The 26,424-nt window shown below is 38.5% G+C and carries 21 protein-coding genes; 9 read left to right on the forward strand and 12 right to left on the reverse strand.

Features of this window, described 5'->3' with window-relative positions:
- Positions 1 to 17: 17 nt before the first annotated feature.
- Positions 18 to 1,700 (reverse strand): arylsulfatase, encoded by a 1,683-nt coding sequence (locus QWZ01_RS06965; RefSeq protein WP_290322575.1) that lies wholly within the window; start codon positions 1,698 to 1,700, stop codon positions 18 to 20.
- A 268-nt stretch (positions 1,701 to 1,968) separates the two neighbouring features.
- Here QWZ01_RS06965 and QWZ01_RS06970 point away from each other — a divergent pair, with 268 nt between their 5' ends.
- Positions 1,969 to 2,817 (forward strand): 3-keto-disaccharide hydrolase, encoded by an 849-nt coding sequence (locus tag QWZ01_RS06970; protein ID WP_290322576.1) that lies wholly within the window; start codon positions 1,969 to 1,971, stop codon positions 2,815 to 2,817.
- Between the two features lie 6 nt (positions 2,818 to 2,823).
- On the opposite strand, the gene QWZ01_RS06975 is transcribed toward QWZ01_RS06970, so the two are convergent.
- Entirely contained in the window at positions 2,824 to 3,810 is a 987-nt protein-coding gene (locus QWZ01_RS06975; protein ID WP_290322577.1) for a zinc-dependent alcohol dehydrogenase family protein, read from the reverse strand.
- A 95-nt stretch (positions 3,811 to 3,905) separates the two neighbouring features.
- Between QWZ01_RS06975 and QWZ01_RS06980 the strand changes: the two genes are divergently transcribed.
- Positions 3,906 to 4,757: an AraC family transcriptional regulator gene (locus tag QWZ01_RS06980; RefSeq protein ID WP_290322578.1), complete on the forward strand. Its 852-nt coding sequence runs from the start codon at positions 3,906 to 3,908 to the stop codon at positions 4,755 to 4,757.
- A 5-nt stretch (positions 4,758 to 4,762) separates the two neighbouring features.
- On the opposite strand, the gene QWZ01_RS06985 is transcribed toward QWZ01_RS06980, so the two are convergent.
- A complete protein-coding gene (locus QWZ01_RS06985; RefSeq protein ID WP_290322579.1) occupies positions 4,763 to 6,793 on the reverse strand; it encodes a sensor histidine kinase in 2,031 nt (676 codons plus the stop codon).
- A 354-nt stretch (positions 6,794 to 7,147) separates the two neighbouring features.
- On the opposite strand from QWZ01_RS06985, the gene QWZ01_RS06990 reads away from it, so the two are divergent.
- Together QWZ01_RS06990 and QWZ01_RS06995 are read left to right on the forward strand one after the other, a co-directional pair.
- Positions 7,148 to 7,576: a VOC family protein gene (locus QWZ01_RS06990; protein ID WP_290322580.1), complete on the forward strand. Its 429-nt coding sequence runs from the start codon at positions 7,148 to 7,150 to the stop codon at positions 7,574 to 7,576.
- A gap of 186 nt (positions 7,577 to 7,762) precedes the next feature.
- Positions 7,763 to 9,313, forward strand: coding sequence for an MFS transporter (locus QWZ01_RS06995; RefSeq protein ID WP_290322581.1), 1,551 nt, complete (start codon positions 7,763 to 7,765; stop codon positions 9,311 to 9,313).
- A gap of 214 nt (positions 9,314 to 9,527) precedes the next feature.
- Here QWZ01_RS06995 and QWZ01_RS07000 read toward each other — a convergent pair whose 3' ends face one another.
- Entirely contained in the window at positions 9,528 to 10,382 is an 855-nt protein-coding gene (locus QWZ01_RS07000; RefSeq protein WP_290322582.1) for a LysR family transcriptional regulator, read from the reverse strand.
- Between the two features lie 93 nt (positions 10,383 to 10,475).
- Between QWZ01_RS07000 and QWZ01_RS07005 the strand changes: the two genes are divergently transcribed.
- Positions 10,476 to 11,432 (forward strand): alpha/beta fold hydrolase, encoded by a 957-nt coding sequence (locus QWZ01_RS07005; RefSeq protein ID WP_290322583.1) that lies wholly within the window; start codon positions 10,476 to 10,478, stop codon positions 11,430 to 11,432.
- A 76-nt stretch (positions 11,433 to 11,508) separates the two neighbouring features.
- Here the strand turns inward: QWZ01_RS07005 and QWZ01_RS07010 are convergent, their stop codons facing one another.
- On the reverse strand, positions 11,509 to 12,567 hold the full coding sequence (locus QWZ01_RS07010) for a proline iminopeptidase-family hydrolase (protein ID WP_290322584.1): 1,059 nt from the start codon (positions 12,565 to 12,567) through the stop codon (positions 11,509 to 11,511).
- Positions 12,568 to 12,778: 211 nt separating this feature from the next.
- Here QWZ01_RS07010 and QWZ01_RS07015 point away from each other — a divergent pair, with 211 nt between their 5' ends.
- From QWZ01_RS07015 to QWZ01_RS07025, 3 genes are all read left to right on the forward strand, one after another.
- Positions 12,779 to 13,000 (forward strand): hypothetical protein, encoded by a 222-nt coding sequence (locus tag QWZ01_RS07015; RefSeq protein ID WP_290322585.1) that lies wholly within the window; start codon positions 12,779 to 12,781, stop codon positions 12,998 to 13,000.
- A 237-nt stretch (positions 13,001 to 13,237) separates the two neighbouring features.
- Positions 13,238 to 13,711: a VOC family protein gene (locus tag QWZ01_RS07020; RefSeq protein WP_290322586.1), complete on the forward strand. Its 474-nt coding sequence runs from the start codon at positions 13,238 to 13,240 to the stop codon at positions 13,709 to 13,711.
- A gap of 30 nt (positions 13,712 to 13,741) precedes the next feature.
- The gene (locus QWZ01_RS07025; RefSeq protein ID WP_290322587.1) at positions 13,742 to 14,134 is read left to right on the forward strand and encodes an iron chaperone; all 393 of its coding nucleotides are present in this window, start codon (positions 13,742 to 13,744) and stop codon (positions 14,132 to 14,134) included.
- A gap of 372 nt (positions 14,135 to 14,506) precedes the next feature.
- On the opposite strand, the gene QWZ01_RS07030 is transcribed toward QWZ01_RS07025, so the two are convergent.
- A complete protein-coding gene (locus QWZ01_RS07030) occupies positions 14,507 to 16,303 on the reverse strand; it encodes a glycoside hydrolase family 9 protein (protein ID WP_290322588.1) in 1,797 nt (598 codons plus the stop codon).
- Between the two features lie 407 nt (positions 16,304 to 16,710).
- Here QWZ01_RS07030 and QWZ01_RS07035 point away from each other — a divergent pair, with 407 nt between their 5' ends.
- Entirely contained in the window at positions 16,711 to 17,052 is a 342-nt protein-coding gene (locus QWZ01_RS07035; protein ID WP_290322589.1) for a hypothetical protein, read from the forward strand.
- Between the two features lie 39 nt (positions 17,053 to 17,091).
- Here the strand turns inward: QWZ01_RS07035 and QWZ01_RS07040 are convergent, their stop codons facing one another.
- The 6 genes from QWZ01_RS07040 to QWZ01_RS07065 form a co-directional block, all read right to left on the reverse strand.
- Positions 17,092 to 18,813 (reverse strand): beta-N-acetylhexosaminidase, encoded by a 1,722-nt coding sequence (locus tag QWZ01_RS07040; protein ID WP_290322590.1) that lies wholly within the window; start codon positions 18,811 to 18,813, stop codon positions 17,092 to 17,094.
- Between the two features lie 177 nt (positions 18,814 to 18,990).
- Positions 18,991 to 20,412, reverse strand: a complete 1,422-nt coding sequence (locus tag QWZ01_RS07045) for a TolC family protein (RefSeq protein WP_290322591.1) — start codon at positions 20,410 to 20,412, stop codon at positions 18,991 to 18,993.
- Between the two features lie 33 nt (positions 20,413 to 20,445).
- Positions 20,446 to 23,649 (reverse strand): efflux RND transporter permease subunit, encoded by a 3,204-nt coding sequence (locus QWZ01_RS07050; protein ID WP_290322592.1) that lies wholly within the window; start codon positions 23,647 to 23,649, stop codon positions 20,446 to 20,448.
- Between the two features lie 24 nt (positions 23,650 to 23,673).
- Positions 23,674 to 24,810, reverse strand: coding sequence for an efflux RND transporter periplasmic adaptor subunit (locus tag QWZ01_RS07055; protein WP_290322593.1), 1,137 nt, complete (start codon positions 24,808 to 24,810; stop codon positions 23,674 to 23,676).
- Between the two features lie 289 nt (positions 24,811 to 25,099).
- A complete protein-coding gene (locus QWZ01_RS07060) occupies positions 25,100 to 25,660 on the reverse strand; it encodes a TetR/AcrR family transcriptional regulator (RefSeq protein ID WP_353959389.1) in 561 nt (186 codons plus the stop codon).
- A gap of 159 nt (positions 25,661 to 25,819) precedes the next feature.
- Positions 25,820 to 26,344 (reverse strand): DinB family protein, encoded by a 525-nt coding sequence (locus QWZ01_RS07065; RefSeq protein ID WP_290322595.1) that lies wholly within the window; start codon positions 26,342 to 26,344, stop codon positions 25,820 to 25,822.
- Positions 26,345 to 26,424: the final 80 nt, after the last annotated feature.

The following is a 26,424-nucleotide window of genomic DNA, read 5'->3' on the forward strand; positions in this document are numbered from 1 at the left end:
ATTAGTAATAATGCTTGCTAATGATGCGGCTTAGGGTATACATTGTTTTCAGCGGCCCATTTATGCCACATAGCAGCCAGTTGTTTCACTTTATCAGGGTTCGCTACAGACACATCATTGTTTTCGGTTTCATCATCTTTAATACGATATAGGCTCCAGGTGCTATCTTTAGCTAAGGATACCATCTTCCAGCCTTGATAGCGTACGTAGCGCGCCCCGTAATGTTCATTAAACAAAGGTTCATCAGCTGTTGTTTTCCCTTTAAATGAAGCAGCTAAACTCATGCTTTGAGTAGGTAATATGGAATGCCCTTTGTATTGCGCAGGGTATTTTGCTTTAGCAATTTCTATAAAAGTGGCCATAAAATCCTTTACATGGCCTAATTGTTCGGATACACTTCCAGGTTTTGCGGTGATACCTTTTGGCCAATAAGCGATCATGGGTGTATGTACTCCTCCTTCGTATGATTCTGCTTTCCAATACCGGTATGGTGTGTTGGCCACATTGGCCCACCTTTGTCCAATGGATGCGTAAGACGTTTCTAAACCGGGAATAATCTGCTTTTTAAGGTCATAAACAATTTTTTCTCCGGATCGGGTTTGGTCGGGTCGATCAAAACCAGGGCCATAAGCAGTGCAGTTCTCATTACTGGCGCCATTGTCGCTTAAAAATATAATCAGCGTGTTATCCAATTTACCACTTTCTTTTAATGCTTTAATAATACGGCCGATACCTTGATCCATCCTATCAATCATGGCAGCATGTACCGCCATAGCCGCGGCATCCCATTCTTTATCAGGGTTATTTTCCCATTTCAAATCGTTTTGAAAACGGGTAGAAAGCGGAGCTTTTGAAGGATCAATAATACCTGCTTTTACTAACCGCCTGTAACGACGAACGCGAATACTATCCCACCCTATCTTATAAGTATCTTTATACTTGGCAATATCTTCGGGCAATGCCATTAAAGGCCAGTGAGGTGCATTTTCGGCAACATATAAAAAGAAAGGCTTACCATCCTTACTAAATTGCTTTATATAAGCGGCGGCAGTATCATTAATGGCGTCTGTATGATAATAGTTTTTGGGTACATCTTTTATTGGCGTGGTACCGCTAACCAAACTAAATGGATCAAAATAATCAATTACGCCCCAGATTGTTCCAAAGAACTTTTCAAATCCTCTATTAGTAGGGTATTGTGCCAGAGGTGAAAATTCGGGATGCTCACTTTGATGATTTAGCCATTTCATTTGTTCTTTGGCATCTTTTTGGCCAATAGTATTGGAAACATGCCATTTACCTGACATGGCTGTATGATAACCTGCACTTTTTAATACCTCGGCAAGAGTAATAGAGTTCTCCGATAAATGACCAAGATAGCCAAGTTCATCTTCCTTATCGGTCATGTTGCCAATGCCTGCCCTTTGATTATATAAACCTGTTAAAAGCGATGCCCGTGTTGGGCAACAGCGGGATGTATTATAAAAGCGGGTAAACTTAATACCATGAGCGGCGAGGTAATCGATATTTGGTGTGTGTATCTCTGATCCGTAACATCCTACATCTGAAAATCCAAGATCATCGGCCATGATCAGCACAATATTAGGCCTGTTATCCTTTGGCTTTGTATCAGGCTTTTTAAAGAAGATAAACAGCGACGCTAAGAGAAGCATCACTAAAGATAAACTGATCTTTTTCATAGGATTTTCATAGGATTTTGATAGGTATAGGCTCAAAGATAATCAAGCCCGGCAATAAACAAACTACTTAACCTATCTTACTTACAGTGGTTACGACTAATCATTTTTGTTAAGGTTTTAAATTAGATATTTATTAACAACCCTGGTTGAACGATAATATTAGAAGACAAATAATAATTATCTATATTAGATATGGTTTTATAATTAAAAAAAACTTTCGCTGTAATAACCGGTTTTATTCAACCCAATAGTTAAATCTTTTATTCACATGAAATCAGTTAAATTAATTTTATCATTGATCCTTGGTACGTTAATTTTTGGCTTTACCATTAACAATGGAAGCGACTCGTGGAAACAATTATTTAATGGAAGTGACTTAATCGGCTGGGATACTTACATAGGTCCGGATCTTGATGACAGTGGAAAGCCGATCACCGATAATCCTGTTGGTCTGAATAATGATCCCAGACATGTTTTTACGGTGGTTAAAGAAGATGAAGAAAATATAATCCGTATCTCAGGTCAAAACTGGGGGGCCATGATTACTAAGAACGAGTATGAAAACTATCACCTTCAGCTACAGTTTAAATGGGGAGCGCTTTCATGGGGTCAAAAAAAAGGTAAACATAAAGATAGCGGACTTTTGTACAACTCGGTAGGTAAATATGGTGCTGATTATGCCGCCTGGATGCGTGGACAAGAATTTCAGATTGAAGAGGGCAATTGCGGCGATTATTGGGGGTGTGCCGGGGGTATGGCCGATATACCGGCTGTTAAAAAGTCAGATACAGCTTATGTATATAGTCCAAAAGGAACGCTTACCGAATTTAGTCAGCAAAGCAAGCAAGGACGTCATTGTATTAAACTGGGTGAAGGAGAAAACCCATCAGGTGAATGGAATACCTTAGACTTGTACACACATGGCGATACCAGCGTACATGTTGTTAATGGAAAGGTGGTCATGATATTGTACCATAACAGGCAACTTGAAAATGGTAAAGTAATTCCATTGACCAAAGGAAAAATTCAGATACAATCTGAAGGTGCCGAGGTTTATTTCAGACATATACAAATTCAGCCAGTTAAACAATTACCGACCGAATTTGTGAAGTTGTAAACGGGATCAATTATTTATATTGACAACAACTTTGCCTTTCGCTTTACTTTGCTCCAGAGCGTCATAAGCCTCGGCAATTGTTTCAAGTGTATAATTTTCAGGGTCAACCAGTGGTTTTAATTTACCACCCTCTATTAATTTAGTGGCTTCCCTTAAAATATCGCCATGGTGTTTACGGCCTTTGCCTGTTATTAAAGGATAAAGTGTAAACACACCTGAATAAGTAGCACCATGAAAAGATAAGGGCGCCAAACTATGAGTACCCCATCCTAATATACTTAATACGTGTCCCACATATTGTTTAGCAGCCTTAAAAGAAGCATCCAGCGTTTCGCCGCCAATGGTATCAAAAATAATATCAAAGCCTTCTCCGCCTGTATATTGTTGTATATATTCATCAACCGTTAAACTTTTATAGTTGATTGGAGTAGCGCCGTAAGCATTAATAACCTCGTTTTTAGCCGCGTCAACAGTTGAAAAAACCTGTGCTCCCAATGCTTTTGCTATTTGAACCGCGATATGGCCAACACCACCAGCACCACCATGAACCAGTACAGTTTTTCCTTCATTTACATTGGCCCGGTCAACCAAGCCTTCCCAGGCTGTTATGAATACCAATGGCAAAGCTGCGGCTTCGCGCATGCTGAGGTTTTTGGGTTTTAAAGCAAGTAACTCCGCATCAACCGCAGCGTATTCAGCCAAAGTTCCAGGTATACCCGCGATACCTCCTGTTAATCCGTATACCTCATCGCCAGGTGCAAAAGAGGTTACCCCTTCGCCTACTGCCTCTACTACCCCCGCCATATCTATTCCAAGTACAGCGGGCAAAACTGCTTTTGCATGCCCGGCCTGCCCAGCCTTGATCTTAATATCAAGCGGATTTACACTGCTGGCCAATATTTTAACCAATACCTGCCCTTTACCAGCTGCAGGTTTATCAATTTGTTTTAACTGATATGGAGTATTAAAGCTTTCTAAAACAAGTGCTTTCATTTTGTTATATTTTTTATCGTTTCTTTTTGATGATCAAAGTTCAACATAAGTGAATCAATAAAATTGTATTTTTACATGTATTAGGTGTACTTTTCATGGTTAAGGATCATTTGTGCGAACCCTTTGAATTGGTATTAAAAGAACTGCTGGGCGAATGCCCACGCGGCTTACATACCCATACGTTTTTTGAACTTATTTATATAGTTTCGGGCACAGGCAGGCAAAGCATTAACGGCATTGAGTTTGATTATAAAGCTGGCAACCTATTCCTGGTAGCTCCTAACGATTCACATATCTTTAAAATTGAAGAACCCACCCAGTTTTTCTTTATCAGGTTCAATAACATTTTCGTTCAATCATCAAAAAAGGAGAAGGAGCTTACCGATAGGCTGGAAATGATATTGCAGAATGCAAAACACGAACCTGGCTGCATTTTAAAAACCGAAACCGACAAGAGATCGATCATCCATTTGATGGAAATGATCATTAACGAGCATTTAAATCATTCTTTATACCACAAAGAATTGATTTCACAGCTGGTTAATACCGTATTGGTAATTATTGCCAGAAACATCAGTCAGGTATTTCCCGAGAAAATTAGCGAGGCAAGCGAAGAAAAAGCGATCAGTATCTTAAACTATATCCAAACTAATATTTACTATCCCGAAAAGTTAAGATTAGATCATATAAGCAAACACTTTGGCATAGCGGAAAGCTACCTGGGCAGCTATTTTAAAAAGCACGCCAATGAAACTCTGCAGCAATACATTTTAAATTATAAGCTTAAACTGATTGAAAACCGATTACTACATAGTAACATGCGCGTAAGCGAAATTGCCGATGAGTTTGGATTTGCAGACAAAAGTCATCTGAATAAGATATTTAAAAAGTATAAAGGTGTTAATCCAACAGATTTCAAGAAAAAAGGAGCTGCGGTAATAAGCTAAATACCTTATTGTTTTACAGGGATCTCAAATGAGAAAATTGAACCTTTATCAACTTCACTCTCAAGCCATAGTTTCCCGTTATGACGATTGATGATCTCCTTACTAATATAAAGCCCAATGCCAAGGCCTGATATATGTGCCGCTAATTCTTCAACCCGGTAAAACCTGGAAAACACACGCTCTTGCTGATCCTGATGAATTCCCATTCCAAAATCCTGAACAGCCACACGAGCTCTATCATTATTAATCCCAACAATTACATTAACCAGCATTTTATTGGGTGAATATTTAATGGCATTGGAAAGCAAGTTAATGATAACCTGTTCAATGCGTTGCTTGTCAGCAAAAACCATTATACTTTCTACCTCCGGACACATCACAATTCGGTGAGTTTTGGTGGTATATTGTGTTAACTCAATTACTTCCAGTACTAATTGTACTAAATCAAATTTTGTGAAAGATAAAGGCAAATGACCGGTTTCTATTTTTGAAACATCAAGAAGATCGGAAATTAATTCTGAAAGTTTATTAACCTGCCGTAATGCTTTCTGAACAAAGGGTTTGTTACGATCTGTTTCTGAAAGTGTACGGTTCAATATCTGTAAATATCCGCTAAGGCTGGTTACCGGTGTTTTGAGTTCATGACTGGCCAAGCCTATAAACTCATCCTTTTTGTCGTTGAGTTTTTGTATTTCTTCATAAAGTTTGGCATTATCCAGTGCAACCGTTGCCTGGGTAGCCACCCCTGAAACCAATTGTTCATGTTCGCGCGTAAATTTGCCGGCATCCGGATGTCCATAAAACAACCCGCCTATTACACTACCCGATTTTGATATTACCGGTACAGCTAAATAGCTTACAACCGGTAAATGCCCTTTGGGCATACCAAAATGAGGAGCACTCTTGCCATATCTTGGATCTTTAGTAATATCGTCTGAGCGTACAATACTTTCGCCCATAAAAGTAGGATGAAAAACAGCGGTGTTGCGCGGCATACCAAATTTTTCAAAAGCTTCTCTCGGAGCTCCGGAAAGAGCGAATAGCATATATGATTCGCCTCTATCATCTAATTTATTATAAAAGAAAGCTCCAAAAGCAGCACCCGTTAATTGTGTAGTAGCGTCTGTTACCTTCTGCAAAATATCCTCAACATCAAGCCTTTCAGAAATAACCTTACCAACTGCATTCAATAATTCCAAATTTTCGGCGTAACGTAACAACTGTGCTTCTGCCATCTTTTGCCGGGCATTATTACGGGCTATTTTGGAAGCACCGATAACTTTGCCGCTACTGTTTTTAATGGGTGAAATGGTTAACGAAACAGGTATTTCCAAACCCGACTTGGTTACACGAAAAGTAACATAATTGTCAACCTTTTTACTTTGACGAATCCTATCCAGTATCAGCTTTTCTTCTTCAAGTCTGTCTTCAGGTATTAATATGGTAATTGGTTTTCCAATAACCTCATTTTCAGTGTAACCAAATAATTGTTCAGCAGCATAATTCCAGCTTGTTATAATACCATCAAGTGTTTTACTGATAATTGCATCATCTGATGACTCTACTATAGCGGCGAGTTTCGCGCTCTTTTCTTCGGCCAATTTAGCTTCTGTAAGGTCAAGGATAATACCCACAAGTCGTTTGGCTTTTTGATACTCATCAAAATAAACGGTTCCCTGTGTTCTGACCCATCCTGTACTCTTATCATTAAAACGTACAATACGATGTGTAATATCAAAAGTATTGTTAGTTATGTTGTTTAACGCATGGTCTATATTTTGTTGTATGGTTGCCTTATCGGCAGGGTGAACATGACTTAAAAATTTATTAAGATCAACAGATTCATCGGTGTATAATCCATGTATTTTTTTGCTTTCGGTATTCAAATCCAGTTTGCCCGTTTGCGGATAGTAATCCCATGTACCCAGATTTGTTGAGGCCATCGCCATATGTAACCTTGCCTCGCTTATTTCCAGCTCCGTTACATGCTGTTTTTGCAGGTTAGGTTTTTCATTCAAATCGTTTAAGTTTTCCATGGTTTAATGCAGACTAAATCTAATGGATTTAGTTAAATTTATAAGTATTATATCAACCGATATTAAACACCTAAAATAATTTGACTTACCGGTTTTAACTATACATTTCTTGTCGATAAGGCTTATTATATAATAGTTAAAATTAGTCAAGTTTTTTCAAATCCTAATATCAAACGCATTCCTGAAAATAATGCTATTGAAAATGAATATATTAATTAGTGTTTGATATATTAAGGGGGGCATTATTTAACATAACTACCTCTATCTACACCAAACTATTGATTTAAATTTATTTTAAAAGCAACAAATATTTCACATTAATTCTTTTAATTACGATACTAAATAACCTTTATTATGGCAAAAATGAACCCTTATTTGAACTTCGATGGCACAGCCGAAGAAGCATTCAATTTTTACAAATCTGTTTTTGGCGGAGAGTTTCGGGCTGTTCACAAAATGGCTGATATGCCGCATGCTGAACAACTTCCTGAAAATGAAAAAAACAGGATTATGCACATTGCTCTGCCTATTGATGAGCACACCGTTTTAATGGCATCTGACATTATGCCTTCGGCAGGTCATAAATTGGATGTGGGTAATAATGTATATATTTCACTGCACCCGCAAAGCCGCGAAGAGGCCGACCATTTATTCAATAGCTTATCTGCAGGTGGTGTAGTTGAGATGGCCATGGCTGATATGTTTTGGGGAGCTTATTTTGGTAGTTTTAAAGATAAGTACGGCATACTGTGGATGATCAATTTTGAGCATAACCAGCAATAAGCTCTTGGTAATTGAATAAAAAGAAAATGTCCGGGTCATTAAAATCCGGACATTTTCTTTTACTCCCTCTATACGAACATACGTAAGGTTTAAGCCTATTTATCCGCATATTCAGCCACGGTAAATTACAGACGAGATAAGCGCTTTCATCCTTCTTGTTTACTATATTTACATATAACCTATTTTATGGCAACAGTTGCTCTTAATAGCCCAGAGGGTAAGTGGATCATGGTATCTTCCATCATGGCTTCGGCCATGGCTTTTATAGATGGAACTGCGCTTAATGTGGTATTACCCTCATTACAGCAAAGTTTAAACGCAACCGGTACAGATCTTTTTTGGATATTGAACGCTTACCTTTTGATGCTGGCTTCCCTTATTTTGATTGGCGGAACATTAGGAGATAAATTAGGCCGAAAAAAAATATTCATGATCGGCATTTTTATTTTCATTTTGGGTTCTGCTACCTGCGGCTTTGCCCCAAGTGTAACACTGCTTATCGTATGCCGTATGTTACAGGGAATTGGTGGCGCCCTGATGATACCCGGGAGTTTATCGCTCATCTCCTCCTCTATTCATGACAGCGAAAAGGGTAAGGCTATTGGTACATGGTCGGCGTTTACTACAGTAGTAACCTTGGGTGGCCCTGTACTTGGCGGAGCTTTTGGTGATGCCGGTTTATGGCGGTATATATTTTTTATTAATATCCCTATAGGTATCGCGGCCCTTTTAATTCTTTGGCAAAAGGTAAAAGAAAGCCGATCTGACGAGCGAGGTCCCAATCTTGATTTACCAGGTGCCATAACCATAGCGCTGGGTTTGGCAGCACTTACTTTTGGCTTTTTGCGTGCACCGGCTGTAGGTTTGGGCAATTGGCAAGTTTATACCACACTAACAGGCGGCATAATTTTGTTACTTGCATTTATATATATCGAAAACAAAAGTTTGCATCCGATGATGCCGCTGCACTTATTTACCAATATGACGTTTAGCGGTGTAAACCTGCTTACATTTTTTCTTTATGCTGGATTAGGTGCGGGTATGTTATTTTTGTCATTGAATATGGTGCAGGTACAGGGTTATAGTCAGCTACAATCGGGCCTTACTTTTTTACCTTTTACTATTCTCATGATTATCATGGCCCGTTTTTCAGGTGTCCTTGCCGACAGGCATGGCCCCCGCTTATTACTTATAGTAGGCCCTGCTACAACCGGCCTTGGTTTATTGATATTATCATTTGTAACACAAACCAACGGCGCTGCTGATTACTGGACAACCTTTTTTCCGGGTATTATTGTTTTCGGTTTAGGAATGTCGTTCACCGTGGCCCCGCTTACTACGGCAGTTATGGGTTCAGTGAGCGATAACTTTTCAGGAACGGCCTCAGGGGTAAATAATGCACTTACACGTATATCTAACGTGTTTGCCAATGCCATATTAGGAGCCTTAGCGGTTTTGTTTTTTACAACTGCTTTGGAAAATCAAGTACAGCAAATACCCTTAAATACCCAGCAAAAACAAATAGTAATGGCTCAGGCTGCTAATTTAGGCGATGCCAAAGTACCGCCAGGGTTTAACAACTATTACCAAAAAGCAATTAAGAAACTTTATCATAATAGCTTTATAGATGTTTATGCAAAAGTAATGCGACTGTCTGCAATACTTGCTTTTTTAGGCGCGTTAATGTCGTTCCTGTTCATTCGTAACAGCACTATTAAAAAAGCCAGTACCGCCTGAGCTTGCACCGTAAATCACAGATCAGGCTACGCCGGTAACTGGCAAGCTCCAGCGATACACCCGGCTCAACCGAAGGCTTAGCATTCTGAGCCAAGGTTGTTATACCACAAAATAATAAAAGCCATGTAAGCCTTACAGGTACTTTTTCAATAAGGTCATGTTTATCCCATCAACCGGGTTCCCAAACTTATAAAAACGTGGGCATGCTTTATGATTAAAATAAATCCATAAACACTTTCATAGCATTTGATTGCGGAACATCATTTCTGTATGCAATAACTGTAGTTAACCTCCCCTGTTCGCCATCAATAGACTGAGTCTTTAATTTTCGATTATAGTATATCTGGTTAACCAAATCCTGTGGTAATATGGTTATTCCAATGCCTGCCTCAACAAAATTGATAATACCTTCTAAAGTATTAAGCACTGTACACTGATAATTAAATACTCCCTTGATATTAAGCCATGATTCAAGTTTAGGCCGGTAACTGCACCCTATATCAAAAACCACAATTTTAACCTTACCATTAGCCAGATATTCAGGTAAATTAGGATGCCCCTCGGCCATTGCTATGACCAGTTGCTCCTCTTTTACCAAATGAACATTTAACTCTGGCGAGGTAACAGGTGCGGCCACAAAAGCAGCATCAAGCTTGTAATTAATTATGTCATTAATAAGGTTAATAGAATTATCAGCTTTAAAGCTTAATTCAACCTCAGGGTATTTATCGGTAAATTCATTAATTACCCCGGGTACTTTGAGTGCCATAGTTGTTTCGATACATCCAATTTTAAGTGAGCCGGATAGCTTATTGCTATTTGAAAGTTCCTGTTTGAGTATTTCAGTTAAATGGTTGTGCTTTTTACAAAATTGGATAAATATTTCACCGGCCTGTGTTAATTCAACCGACCGGGATGTTCTCTTGAATAAATTGACATTAAATTCTTCCTCAAGGCTTTTTATCCGGGCTGTAACATTTGATTGTACCGTAAACATGGCTTCGGCAGCTTTAGTGAAACTTCCATGAGTAGTTACTGCCTCAAATATTTTAAGATCATGAGTGTTCATTTATCTCTTTTTATGATTTATTAAATTATTATTAATCGTTTTTAATAATCAAATGTACAGATTAAATTTGTTGTATAAAATAATCAGAAACAAATGAAACATCCTTTAACACTGCTACTTATACTGATAGGTATCTTACCTATATATGGGCAGCAATTAAACAACCTCAAAAACAATCATATGAAAACGCCAACCATTTATTACAACAATGTTCAGGTAAACGATTTGAATATTTTTTACCGCGAAGCAGGCCCTAAAGATGCTCCTGTTATATTATTACTTCATGGCTACCCTACATCGTCATTTATGTTCCGTAACCTGATACCTATACTTGCCACGAAATACCACGTAATAGCACCTGACCTGCCTGGCTTTGGTTTCACAGATTCGCCTGATCATACTAAGTTTAAATATACATTTGACAACCTCGCCAATTCCATGCAAGGTTTTATCGATAATTTAAAACTTAAACGATTTGCCATTTATATCTTTGATTACGGTGCCCCTACCGGCCTGCGTTTGGCCCTGGCAAACCCCGAAAAAATAACCGGTATCATATCGCAAAACGGCAATGCTTATGAAGAAGGATTGAGCACCGCATGGAGTAGCATTCAAAAATACTGGAATGATCCATCACAGGCTAACCGTGATACATTAAAGGATTTTGTATCTCTTAAGATGACTAAATTTCAGTACCTAACCGGTGTGGCAGATACTTCATTAATTGAACCTGAAACTTACACACTGGATCAGCATTTTCTTGATCAGCCCGGCCATTTGGATATTCAGCTTGACCTGATGCTTGACTACCGGACAAATGTTGCCTTATATCCGAAATTTCAGGCTTACTTTAGAGATAAAAAGCCAAAGTTGTTAGCTGTATGGGGTAATAAAGATCCGTTCTTTTTACCTGCCGGAGCTGAAGGGTATAAAAAAGATAATCCCAATGCAAAGGTGAAATTTTATGACACCGGCCATTTTGCCCTGGAAACTCACGCCCAGGAAATTGGGGAAGATATATTGGAATTTATGAAAGAGCTGCCAAAATAATTTAAAATTCTGTAAAAAATCAAAAGCTCCGAATGTGAACACATTCGGAGCTTTTGATTTTTTATTTAACAACTGATTACAGTGCTATTTTCTTTTCACCTGCATCCACACCTTTTATGAATTTGATCAAACCGGTCATATAAGTTTGCTGATCATCATACATACTCATGTGGCTGCCATTTGGGCAATACAAATAGCTGCCGTTTTGAAACTGAGTGGCCATCCATTTCATATGTTCAGGGTCCATAGTATCATATTTGGCGCCAATACTTAACGCTGGAACCGTAATTTTCGGCAAGTCGGCTTTGCGATCCCATTTAAGCAATTTACCAGAAATACCGAACTCGCTGGGGCCTTGCATGGTTACATATAATGACTCATTGATTTTACCTAAAGAACGATTTAAAGGTTCAGGCCATTCAGCTGCCGGAATGCGGCATATATGCTTTTCATAAAAGTTTGGAATAAGTAATTTCATATACTCAGGATTTTGAAAATCACCTTTAGCTTCAATTTCCCTTATACGCGCCAAAACTTTCGGATCAAATTGCTTAGCTAACACTTCATTGGCGTATTTACCATAATCTGGACAGCTCGCCATCATATCTGATATAATCAGTGCTTTTAAATTTTGCTGATATTTTAATGCATATTCCAACGCCAGAATGCCGCCCCAAGAGTGCCCTAACAAGTAAAAGTTATTTTTATCAAGCTTTAATGCCTGCCTTACCTGTTCTACTTCTTCTACGTAGCGCGGCAAACTCCACATGGCAGTATCTTTCGGATTATCAGAATTGCCAGTACCCAATTGATCGTAATAAATAAACTCAATACCTTCAGCCGGTAAAAAGCTTTCCATGCATTCAAAATATTCATGTGTAGCTCCTGGGCCACCATTGAGCAGTAATACTTTAACTTTAGGATTGTTACCTATTTTTTTTGTCCAGACATTAAACTTACCCTGGGGTGTATTGATGGATACAACCTGAACACCACCATCTTGTACTTTTGTAGAACTATCTTTTAAGAATGCCTTCAGATCAGGTTCATTTCTTGATTGCCCGCCCGGAGTTTTGCAGGCACCTAAACAAGCAACAAGTAATAGCGCAATGATTTTAATTTGTTTTATGTGCATGATAAATCTGTTTAAGTTATGCGTGGCTAACGCAACTTAAAAATAAAGTTAATTTTTAGGCAAAAGTGTAAATAATTGTTTGCTTCATCAATCCCTAAACGTGGGGATCGATCTTGAAAAAACTTGATCTTGCCTATCTTTAAGCAGATTCATGTTTGTTGATTAAATTAAAGTTTATACATTTGCTGTATTGTAGCTACACATAAATAACATGAAAAAAACATTAGGGCTTTTGATCACAGCAGTAGGCATATTAATTATAGCCGGTTACTTCATTTTCACTCCAAATCACGCGTTTAACCCTGCTGACTCTATTAGCGGAATTGATGCGTCTGCAGGAATTGTTTACGGCGGATTTATTACTTTTGGTATAGGCATGGTTATTTTTATATCAACTTTACCATACGCTGGAGCAAAATCAAAAAATGCCTAACTTAAATAATCATCGTGACGATTAAGTTTTAATACTTATCCATTAAAGGATGTAAAGCCCGACCTGTTCAACAGATCGGGCTTTATAGTTTTATGTTTTTGATGTAAGTCACAGATTACGCAATCCCCCCTCTATATTGTCATATTCACACCCTTTTAATCATACAACTTCGGGTAACTTTGATATATCAAAATCAATAAATAAACCACAGCAAAAAATTTAAAAGGAGAATTTATCATGCAAAAGATTATCCCTTGCCTATGGTTCGACGGTAAAGTTGAAGAGGCTATCAATTTTTATACTTCTTTATTTAAAAACTCAAAAATTAAAAATGTTAGCCGCTATGGCGAAGGTGCGCCTCAACCTGCAGGAACAATACTTGTTGCTACATTTGAGCTCGGAGGACAAGAGTTTATGATTTTAAATGGTGGTCCAATGTTTAAGTTAACTGAAGCTATATCCTTATCAGTAAGCTGCGAAACACAGGAAGAAATTGATTTTTACTGGGAAAAACTATCCTCCAATGGAGGGCAAGAAAGTCAGTGCGGATGGCTAAAAGATAAATTCGGCCTTTCGTGGCAAATTGTTCCAACTGCATTAAGTAAATTATTACAAGCAACAGATCGTAAAAAGGCAAACAATGTTATGGCAGCATTAATGCAAATGCAAAAGCTCGATATTGCTAAGTTAGAGCAGGCTTACAATCAATAATTTCCCATGTAGTTTTATTACATTTATATCATGAGGGGTTCTGATTATCCAACACCACAAAACTCTGACGAATATATAGCGCAACAGCCTTTTGAATTTAGGGCCACGTTGGAAGAACTGCGATCAATTATATTGAACACCGCACCTCAGGTAACAGAATCAATCAGCTACCAGATTCCATGTTATAAATACCTTTACATGCTGGTAGGTATCGGCGTTAACAAAAAGTATTGCAGCTTTTATGTGATGAGCCCTGGTTTGATAAAAACGATGAAAGATGAGCTAAAAGAGGTTAAGCTATCCGGATCCACACTTCATTTTAAACCAAATGAAACTCTACCCGTTGATCTAATCCAAAAGATCATATTGGCAAGAGTAAGTCAAAACGAGCTTTTGGCCCAATCAAAGAAAAATAAAAAGTAACAACCCGCTCTAAAAACGCAGGTTGTTACTAATATCAGTCGTTTTCATTTTTCTCCATCTTTTCCAGGTAGCCTTGTTTATTGACTCCATAATTTGAAAAAGCATTGCTACGCGGTGGCTCATCATATTTCGATTCTCTCCTCCTAATCGGGCCACGCAGCGGAATAATTAATACACATAGAAAAATAAAAACTTTCATTAAAGCTAACAGCATAGTATACAATTTAAGCAGCCATAGGTAAGCTGCATTACATAACTGTAAAGCACTTGATTGGTTGGGCTTTGTAAACATCTTAGCATCCGGTTGATTAGACCGTGCTAATATGCTCAAGGTAATAAAATGTTCTAAAACTTAAAAGCCGGCTGTTAAATTTATTCTGACTGAACCATGGCTGTAATGGCCTGCAGAAACCAAGCTGCATGTGGCAGCCATTGTTCGGTCCAGCGCCATTCGTTTCCTTTATCTTCCGTTTTGAAATCAATGCCGCTACCATCAGGATTTCCTTCCTTGCCGGTAATACCGTTTGATATACCGCCCTTGCCAGATCCATGCCCAAAACTTGAGCTCATGTAGGGCACGTTGTTTTCACCAAACTGGTACATAAAACACATATTGTACGGGTTACATCCCAGTATCCATGATATTTGATCCGATGCATAAACAGCCAGATCTTTTTTCACTCCCCACCTTCCTTTTTCGGGGTAAACCAAACGACCGCCAACCAATGCAGCAGTAGCTAACGAACCAAGGCGTGCATTTTCTCCCTGCCACCACCAGCCAGTTTCGTTTTCATGAGGTATAAAAAATCCATCGCGAATTTTATCGCCAAGTTTAAACGTTTGCCTTGCATATCCAAATGGATTAGTTACCTCGGCAGTTACACGCAGGTTATAGTCAAGTGCCTTTTTAACAACCAATAATGCTAAATTTCTATCATCTGCATTATTTTCTTTACTTAGGTATCTGCAAAGCGCAATTATAGGTAAACCCGCATCAGATGCATGCCAGAATGGTCTGCCAGCATCATTGGCTGTAAAATAACCTGCAGGACTCATCCGTTTTTCAATGTTTTGGGCACGCATGCGGGCTTCTTCGTGATAAAATGAACTATCGGTTGCTATCCATAATTCTGTAGCAGCCATCAAAGCACAATAATCGTCTATAATGTTTTCTTTGCCATCATCATCATATTTGATGTTATTTACCTTCAAATGGTTATAAGCTCGTTTAGCTGCCCTTAAATACTCGGCTGATTTAAACTCTCCATCTTTTTTAAGTTGTGAAATACGAGCCAAAGCCGCGATACCCATGCCCCCGCCTTCGCGAAATGCGCACTGATATTCATCTGTAGTAACGCTGTTAGCGCGCAAGCCTACAATTCGGCGTGCATTAGGATCTTTACTGAAATAACTAAAAACAGTCATGTAAAAGTATCCTTCCTTTGATAAGGAACGCATAATATAATCCCCACCCCAAAGAGCCTCATTAACCATATTGTCATAAGCGCCAAGCTTATTAAGAAGCTTAGGCACAGTTTGTACCGCATTAACCATTGACCAGGTAACCAATGGTATTTGCTGGGGCGACATATAATTGGCATAGGCCAGATGTGAAAAGTACTTGCTTACATCGCCTGATGCATCGCACCAGCCTCCTCTTACATCGGCTGTTTTATCGCTGCCATATAGTTTAACAGCTTTATCAACCTCTAATTCTGTAGGAGTATTGGCTCTTTGCTTGTTGTAATAACTGATGATGGATGGAATCGTATTGAGAGCCAAAGCATCTTCACCTATCTCAAATTCATCTGACAGATATGGTTTACTATTTATTTTAACGCCCACTTTATACTTTCCAGCCTTTGTGAATGATGAAAAATCGGCCTGATAGAAGTAAGTACCCTTGGCCCATTCATTTATTTGCTGTGGCCCTTTAAGTCTTCCTGAATACACCGTTTTACCAGATGAATTAATTAAACTAAAGACAGAGCCTTGAGTTAATTTTTCATTATTACCTATTACTGCCATTTTTGTTCCCTTTGCATCAAACGCAACCTGGTTAACATAAATTGAAGGTGCTGCTTTGCCAACAATTACAAATAAAACAAAAAAACAGGATAGGGATATTTTAACTGTTTGAAAATAATTCGGTTTTAGCTTTCTTATCATGATAAAACATTTAAAGAGTAAAAGAGATAGAACTAAAGATTACTAACTCATTCTCGGATTATGCAAATTACTAATATTTGAATAATAGCTTTTACATATTCACCACATAGGCTTGATCTTCTATATTTTGAATATAAACGGATCATTTTTTATAAAACTTAGTTGAATTACGCATGGCTCTGAACTTTATGATACCATTTATGGCTCTTTACACTTTTATTTTAAGTAGCTTTGAAGAATCCTGTGGTAAAAATATCCATTATGGATATGCAGGTCCCTTCACCTACATTATCAAATAAACAAAATATTTAATAGTAACATCCGGATTAAATCTCTGGGTTTACTTAAGGCAGTTTAGAGTCATAAGAAATAATTTTCACAAAGACTCTGTTTTATAAAATACAGTTATGGAAGAAAGAAAGTATTTAACTACCTGGAAAAGGTACATGCCCGTTATTCGCTTACATTTAAAAAAGAGTTTGAACGAAGATCAACAGTTTAAGCTAAATATAACCGATTTTGAGTCTGCGGGCGACCGTGGAAAATCAGGTTATACCTTTAATATAACCATGGAAAATGGCAAGGTAACAAATAATATTAGCGGATCTGCGGTAGCACGTGATCTTTACGAAGCTATTAGGGCAGACGAGGCTGTGATAGCGCTTTTGCAGGATAAAAATGTTAAAATAAGTGTTGGGAAATCATTTGTGCTCAGCATAAAAACAACACATATCTCAGCCTACAAATAAGCTACAATCTTACACTTTTGAAAGGAAATAACCGAAAGGCTATTTCCTTTTTTTATGTATTCTTTCTACCGAAGCATAACTAACTTTTTGTTGTTTTTTGCTTCTGCCTCTGCCTTTTGCATGTGATCTTTTGGAAATACGGTTACTGGCATACCGTTGAACCTTAGGTATTTTGATCCGTGGTGCAAAATCTACTACTTCAGGATGAAAAGATGGATCGAAAGGATTATAATAATAAATACCTGCGTTATCGTAATTCTTAAAACTGGCTTTTAATCTTTCATTAAATGCTTGTTCATTTTTTAGTTCTGGTGCCGTCCACCCGGCTTCGGCTAACCCTGCTATTCGTGGAAAAAGCATAAAGTCCAATCGCTTCTCAGATTCTATTGATTCTGTCCAGACATTGGCTTGTAAACCAATAATAAGTTTGTTGTTCAATTCCTCAGGTGGCGTTTGTGTATCCGGGAAATTGTAAACACTGCTTATTCCATTAAATACTCCATTCCATTTAGGCCCAGATACATGTCCGGTGTCCTGTACAAAATCAAAATATAACGGTAAGCGCGGACACAACACTACCTGATATTTTTTTTGTAAAGCCAGGTGTAACTGACCCGGTAAATTTTGCCGCCACCAAAAAATGATAGTCTTGTCGGCTGGCAAATCAGTACCGGTGGCTTCGTCCCAGGCCAAAACCTTACTTCCCAGGCTGCTTACAGTATCCGCCATCCGTTTAAAGAAATAACGTTCCAATTCGTTCACGCCTTCAAAATTCCTTTTCACCATAACATGAGCTATGGCAGTATCAAGCGACCAGGCTTTAATACCAAATGCTACCTCATCACCACCCAAATGGATCATGTGCGCAGGAAACAATGCATTTGTTTCCTTAATAATATCCGCCAGATATTGATACGTATTTTCATTGGCCGGGTTAAAGGTAAAGTTCTGATAGTTTGCAACGCTGCCACCGGTAAATTCAGGGTATGCTCTGTTAGCTGCTGTGGCATGGCCCGGCATATCAATTTCAGGTATCACGGTTATAAACCGATTGGCAGCATACGCCACTATCTCACGAATATCATCCTGGGTATAATACTTTGCTTTGGCTGATGTATCACTGTAATTACCCATGCCACCTATTGTAGCTAATTTGGGGTATTTCTTGATCTCGATACGCCATCCCTGTACATCTGTTAGGTGCCAGTGAAATTTATTAAGCTTGTAATAAGCCATCCAGTCAAGCAGTTGCTTTACTTTCTCTTTTCCAAAAAAGTGCCTTGATTCATCAAGCATCAAACCGCGCCATTGATAGCGTGGGGAATCCGTTACCTCACAAGCCTGCAAATAAATATTACCATTATCGCCAATTGAATCAAGTTTAATTAGCTGTAAAAGGGATATTAGTCCATAAAAAACACCTTCTTTATTTGATGATGATACCGTAATATGCTCAGGACTGATTATTAAATTATATGAACCTGTTGATTGTGCTGTATTGGTGAGCACCAGATCAATAGCCGCTTTAGATTTATTATCTGTTACAGCGAGTGAAAGCCCTTTTGCTTTACCTATTTCTTTTTGAAAGTATAGGGCAAGTTCAGTTAAAGAAGTATCATTTACCCCAATAGTAGCATGATTATTAAAGCTGAACTGGCCCTCCTTTCCATTAACTAACTTAGGTTGCGGAATTATGTTAAAACTCTGTGCCATTACAAAGCCAGAAATCAAAAGAAATGCTGTTAATAGTTTAAATTTCATCAATACACAAATTCAATATTAAGGGGCATGCTATAATAATAAATTTTGACAATAAAAATGTAGCAAATTTGCAATAAGTAAAAACAGACAATCAATAGATTAATAAAATTACTATAAAAGAAAAAAGCGGCCCAATTTTCACGAGACCGCTTTGATTATATATGATGGAGTTGTTGCTTATTTCCAGCCACCGCCCAATGAACGGTACAGATCTGACATGGCGTTTAAACGAGCATTTTTAACGGTTGCCAAATCAAGTTCGCTTTGCAGTACGTTGCTTTGCGCAGTAATTACTTCCAGGTAAGTAGCCTGACCATTGCTAAATAATAAGTTAGCATTATTGGTTGCTTTTTCCAGGGTGCTTACACGGTTAGCAATAATAGTCTGTTGTGTTTTTAGCTTTTCTATACGTACAAGAGCATCAGATACTTCGCCCACAGCATTTAAAACTGATTGCCTGAATTGCAATACTGTTTTTTCACGGTCAACCAAAGCTACCTTGTACTGTGTTTTTAATTGCCTGTGTTGCAATAATGGCTGTGTTATAGCCCCTGCTACTGTACCAAATAATGATGCAGGAACGGTAAACCAATTACTTGCTCTGAATGTATTTAAACCACCATTAGCTGTAATGGTTAATGAGGGATACATATTAGCCTGTGCTATACCAACATTGGCATTTGCCACATTTAAAGCAAGCTCAGCGGTTTTTACATCCGGTCTGCGGCTTACAATTGCTGATGGTACACCTGCTGAAAGATTTTCAGGAATGGTAACTTCATCTAAACGGGCAGTACGCTCAACTTTATCAGGTAATGCACCGGTTAAAATCTTGATAGCGTTTTCCTGAATGGCAATATCACGTTCAAAGCCTGGCACCAATTGGGCAGCAGATAGTTGCTGAGCTTCGGCTTGTTGTACAGCCAGCTGAGTAACCTGACCAGCATCAAACTGTAAACGAATAATACGCAACGTGCTATCATTCAGTTTTACATTTTTCTGAGCAATTTCTAACTGAGCGTCAAGCATCAGCAGGTTATAATAACCTTGAGATACGCCTGCAACTAAGTTGGTTTGAATAGCCTTTTTAGCTTCATTAGTTTGCAGATACTGTGCCAATGCCGAACGGCTCTGGTTACGGATCTTGCCCCAGATATCAGCCTCCCAGGTTAAACCAAGGTTTGCGTTGTAATCTTCAATATGCTTAGTACCAATATTATATTGGGTTAAGCTTAATCCGGTAACGCTATTATCTGACGGACGATTGGTATTAGCCGTTACGTTCAGATTCAGTTCCGGTACATAGTTCCATTTTACCTGTTTAAACAGTAGCTGTGACGCTTCAATGTTTTTAATAGCTATTTGCATATCATAGTTACGTGCAATGGCACTATCTATTAGCTTTTGCAAAGTAGCATCGGTAAAAAAGTTTTTCCACTGTACATCAGCAATGCTGCTGCTATCGGCAGTAGTAGCCGAGTTCCTGAATGCTACAGGTAACTCGGGTTTAGGTGTAGCCACATCCTTTGATACTTTACAGGCACTTATAAAAACTGCCAGCAGTATCAAAACAGAATATGGATTTATATATCGTTTCATTTTATTTCTTATGATTATTAATGCTATGCCTGATTAATTTTTTGCCAGTTCTAAGTCAGCGTTGTGTACATCTGAGTTATGATCACCAGTTGAGGCAGGAACTTTAGGTGCACCTGTAACTTTTTCCTGTAGATATTGAAATATCACAAACAGAACCGGAATGATGAACAAACCAAGTATTACACCTGACACCATACCACCTGCTGCACCAACACTTATAGAGTGGTTACCTTGTGCAGACGGCCCTGTAGCAATACTCATCGGGAATAAACCGAATACGAACGCCAGTGAGGTCATCACAATCGGCCTTATCCTTAATCGGGCAGCTTCTATAGCTGAATCGAATAAGCTTAAGCCAGCTTTGCGTTTTTGTACCGCAAATTCCACGATCAGAATGGCATTTTTAGCCAACAGACCAATAAGCATGATCAACGCAACCTGTACATAGATGTTGTTTTCTATACCAGTTAAGCCCAGTACTATAAACACACCAAATATACCTGTAGGTATTGAAAGTATTACAGCCAATGGCAGAATATAACTTTCATACTGAGCTGATAATAAGAAGTATACAAAGATCAAACAAAGCATAAATATAACTGCCGATTGTCCGCCTGAGGAAATTTCCTCGCGAGTTTGGCCAGAAAACTCATAACCAAAACCAGTAGGCAATTGCTCTTTTGCTGTTTCTTCAATAGCCTTAATAGCATCACCTGAACTGTAACCTGGTTTAGGGATAGCGTTTACTTCAATAGAATTAAACAGGTTATAACGTGAAGCTGTTTCTGAACCATAAACACGAGTTAGTTTAACCAGCGTATTGATAGGTACAGTTTCACCGGCTTTGTTTTTTACAAACACACGGTCAATTGTTGACACATCCGTTCTGTCAGCAATATCAGCCTGAACTACCACACGATAGTATTTACCAAAACGGTTAAAGTCAGATGCCTGTGCAGTACCAAAGTAAGCCTGCATGGTTGACAGAATGTCCTTCACACTTACACCTAATTGGTTGGCTTTTTCATCATCAACTTCTAATTGTAATTGAGGATAATCTGCTTTATAGGATGTGAATGCAAAAGCAATAGCCGGTTTCTGCATTAGCTTACCGATGAAGTTGTTGGCAATACCGCTGAATTTATCCAACCTGCCGTTGGTTTTATCTTGTAACTGTACATCCAATGCTTCCACGTTACTAAAGCCCGGAACTGTTGGAAAACTAAATACGAAGAAAGTACCGCTTGATATTGCGCCTAATTTACCTCTTATGATATTTTGAATTTCATCAATATTCTTAACTGCTCCTCTATCTTTATTAGGTTTTAACAACAGAAAAATTTGACCTGCTGATGGACTGTTAGATAGTGTTAAGAAGTTAAAGCCAGCCAACGACATAACAAACCTTGCTGATGGCATGGCATTCAGCTCTTTCTCAGCTTGTTTTAATATTTTATTGGTATTGGCTAATGAAGTTCCGGATGGTGTTGAAACCGCGATTGCCACAAAGCCCTGATCCTCTGTAGGGATGAAACCAGTCTTTGTTCTATTAACCATGAATATAGTGGCAGCAATTATTAATGCAAGGCCACCCATACTAACCCATTTATTACGGATCAGGAATTTTAAGCCACCAACATACCTGTTGGTCATGTAGTTAAAACCACCGTTAAAACCTGCATAGAATTTTTCTACGAAACCTTGCTTTGGTTTATCATGATCACCATCGGCGTGTTTATTCTTAAGGAATAATGCAGCAAGGGCGGGACTTAAGGTTAACGCGTTAACAGCTGATATAATGATTGCTATAGACATAGTTAATGCAAACTGCCTGTAGAATATACCTGTTGAACCCGTCATGAAACTAACAGGTAAAAATACCGCCGCCATAACCAGTGTAATAGATATAATTGCACCGGTAATTTCATGCATAGCTTCTGTAGTTGCAGCTTTTGGGGTAAGGCCTGGATTATGCTCCATTTTAGCATGCACAGCCTCCACAACCACAATCGCATCATCCACCACAATACCGATGGCTAATACGAGGGCAAACAATGTCAAAAGGTTAACCGAGAACCCAAACAGGCTCATGAAGAAGAAAGTACCTATAATAGCTACCGGAACCGCTATGGCCGGAATAAGAGTTGACCTGAAATCTTGCAGGAATATAAATACTACAATAAATACCAGGATAAATGCTTCTACCAGGGTGTGCTCAACTTGTTCAATTGACTCGTCTAAGTCGGTTTTGGTACGATAAAACTGATTGTATTTGATACCTGCAGGAAAATCTTTTGATAGTTTTTCCATCAGTTTATCAATGTTGATCTGGATTTCGTTAGCGTTTGAACCAGCCAATTGTATAATACCTATGGTAATACCCTCATGACCATTTAAACGGTTTACGCTACTATAGCTATAAGCACCTAATTCAACACGTGCTACATCTTTTAAACGAAGTACAGAGCCATCTGCATTTGCACGGATAGCAATATTCTGGTACTCTTCAGGTGTTGTAAGTTTACCTTTGTATTTAATTACATATTCAAATGCCTCATTGCTTCTTTCACCAAATCTGCCTGGTGCTGCTTCAAGGTTTTTATCCTGTATGGCTGCTGTTACTTCGGCTGGGGTAATTTTATAAGCTGCTAATTGACTTGGATTTAACCAAACACGCATCGAGTAATCCTTAATACCACCAAATACACTGGCAGAACCTACACCCGAAATACGTTTGATTTCTGGAATAATATTGATCTGGGCATAGTTATTTACAAAGATGGCATCGTATTTTTTAGGATCTTCAGAATAGATACCCATAGCGCCAATAAAACTGTTTTGCTGTTTGGTAGTTGTGATACCATATTGTAAAACTTCGGCGGGTAACTGGCTTGAAGCCTGTGAAACACGATTTTGAACATTCACCGCTGCCTGATCGGGGTTTGTACCTTGTTTAAAGTAAACAGTGATACCCAAAGTACCATCATTACTGGCTGTGGAGGTCATGTAGGTCATATTCTCCACACCATTGATAGCCTCTTCCAATGACGGAGTCACTGAACGTAAAATAGTCTCGGCATTAGCGCCCGGATATACAGCAGAAACCAATACCGACGGAGGGGCGATATTTGGGAACCGCTCTAAGGGCAGTTTTGTTAAACCAAGTATACCAACTATCACCAATAATATGGAGATAACAGTTGATAATACCGGTCTTTCTATAAATTTTTGAAACATGACTTTAAAGTTTAAGTTGATGTATTAGTTTTTTGCTACGGCGGCTACTTTATCTGCTGCCTTTTCAGGATGGATAACCATACCTTCCTGTAACTTATCAATGCCGCTTAATACAATCTGGTCGCCAACTTTCACGCCGTCTTTAACCAGGTAATTGTCGCCGTTTTTACCAACAATGCTGATGGCTTGTTTTTTAACCTTGCTGCTGTCGCCTACAGTGAATACGAATACCTTATCCTGCATTTCAACAGTAGCAGATTCAGGTACGATCAAAGCATCTTTATGCTCAAGGCTCAAACGAACCTTACCTGTGTTACCAGAACGTAACAAACCTTGTGGGTTAACAAAAGTTGCTCTTACGGTTATGGCACCTGTGTTTTTATCAAACTGGCCGTCTATTACATCTATTTTGCCTTGTTTAGTATATTCAGTTCCATCAGCCAGTAATAATGATACCGATGGCAGTTGTTTTAATTTTTCAGTTAAGGTTTGACCAGGATATTGTTCTTTAAAATTTACAAAGTCCTTTTCACCCAAAGAGAAATAAACGTGTACGTCATGTACATCTGATAATTGGGTAAGTGCAGCAGCATCCTGCGGGCCAACTAAGCTACCTTGTTTTCTTTCTAAACGACCAATGTAGCCGCTTACAGGCGCCTTAATCAGGGTATAGCCTAAATTAATCTGCGCGGTAGATACGTTAGCTTTAGCTGATTCGATATTTGCTGTTGCTACCTGGAAAGCTGCTTTAGCTGTTTTTAACTGATACTCAGATACTACTTTATTTTGTACAAGCGGTGTCAGTTTTTCAACCTCAAGCTGTGCATTAACTTGTGAAGCTTCGGCAGCGTGCAAAGCAGCCAGTGCGTTATTTAATGATGCGCGGAAAGGTTGTTCGTTAATTTTGAATATTGGCTGACCGGCGTTTACAAAAGCGCCTTCGTCAACAAATACTTTATCTAAAGTTCCGCTTACCTGTGGGCGTATTTCTACGTTAACAGTACCCTCAATTGATGCAGGATATTCCTGGTAAGTAGTTTGTGTAGCAGAGGTAATAGCAGCTACCGGCAACGATGGAGGCGGTGGTGCCTGAGGCGCCTGTGGCGCTGAAGAACAACTGTATAATGTAAGTGCGACGAGCGCTAAAATGATACTTTTCATGATGATTACTTTTTTGATGATGATAAATGATAGGGATTTTAATAGGCCTGAGCCGGGTAGATATATGTTGATTGAGTTATGTTCTTATAGTTCATAATTTTAATTCAACGCAGCTAAGTACATCGCTGCGATCGTTTTGATTGAGCAGTGTTAATTTGCTTCACACTGCCAATAAGTAATAGGTAAAAGTTAATGTCCATTGTTTGTTGAATTATATAAGTAGATGTTTAAACTTTTTTATTTAACAGTGTTAAATAATTTAACACTGTTATTACAAGCCTCTAAAAAATCAGGCTTTTTCAATCGATTTGATAATGTTACCAATAGCTTCTCTTAATACCTGGCGATTCATCTCATCAGAATACCCTCTTCTAAGAATGTTAATAGAGATCAAACCATGAACCACAGACCAAAAAGTATAATACTTTAAGCATATCATATCTTTTGATGGGTTCTCTATATTCATTAAGTCAACTATAACCTCGCTAAACTGTGCAAATGGACTCTGAGATTCAGGCAATGTTTCTACCAGATCGCAGCAACAGTTCATCTCCACACCGAACATTAATTGATACAGCTCTTTATTATCAAAGGCGAAATTCCAATAAGCCAGCCACATAGCCTCTAACTGTGCAGCGGGTAGGTCATGCTGACTTTTTGCTATTTGCAGATCTCTTGATAGGATCAGGTAACCTCTTCTGGTAAGTTCAAGCAGTATAGCTTCCTTATTTGAAAAGTATTCGTATATGATAGGAGCAGTATATTCAATTACATCGGCAATTTTCCGCATGCTTAAAGATTGCCATCCCTCCTCTTTTACAATGTGGAGCGATGCATCCAGAATATTCATTCTGGTTTCATCCTTTAAGCGTTGAATTCTCTCTTTACTTGCCACTTTTTTTACGTGATTAAATTATTTAACAGCGTTAAGCAAAAGTATAAACGTTACAGATTTTATTTACCATCGGTTTGTCAAATTCATTTCATCTGAATGTCAGGTAAAATGTGTTTAAACTGATGCTTTCTCGAGTAAATAAACTAATTGACCTAAATGATAACCTTGATGTATAGTTCTGCTTATTAGAATGTTAAGCTTATTTCTATAAGGTTCTTTTTCAAAATCCTCAACAGAAATTGCACTGTGTTTAGTAAACCAATCGGCAGGCACTAATTTGTCCATCTGTTGTTTAAGCGTCGTGTTTACTTTGTTCCAGGCAGTTTTCAGTTCAACAATAGAAGGTTTATCCAGATTGGCAGTTTCTGGGTTACGAAGAAATATATTATCCAGTTCCGGGTAAAGGCGATCGCCAAGTTCAAGATAGGTAAACATACCATCACTCACCGCTGTAAGGTGACCTAACAGATAAACACCGCTATTACGGCCAGGAGCCGTAGCTGCTGATAACTGCTCATCTATTAATTTATCCAGTAATGCGTTTAATCTGGTATTTTGTAATTCCCAGTTAGAGGTAGCTACTTTGATAGCAGTGTCTAAAAAGGATAGTGCATCGGTTTCGTTTATGGTGGTGTTCATCTTTTTATATTTGAATTAAAATTGAGGCTTGTATAAAGTAAAGCCATTAATCAGATGCAATTATAAATTAAATCGATAGC

The sequence above is a fragment of the Mucilaginibacter aquaedulcis genome (assembly GCF_030409325.1).
Classification (GTDB): domain Bacteria; phylum Bacteroidota; class Bacteroidia; order Sphingobacteriales; family Sphingobacteriaceae; genus Mucilaginibacter; species Mucilaginibacter aquaedulcis.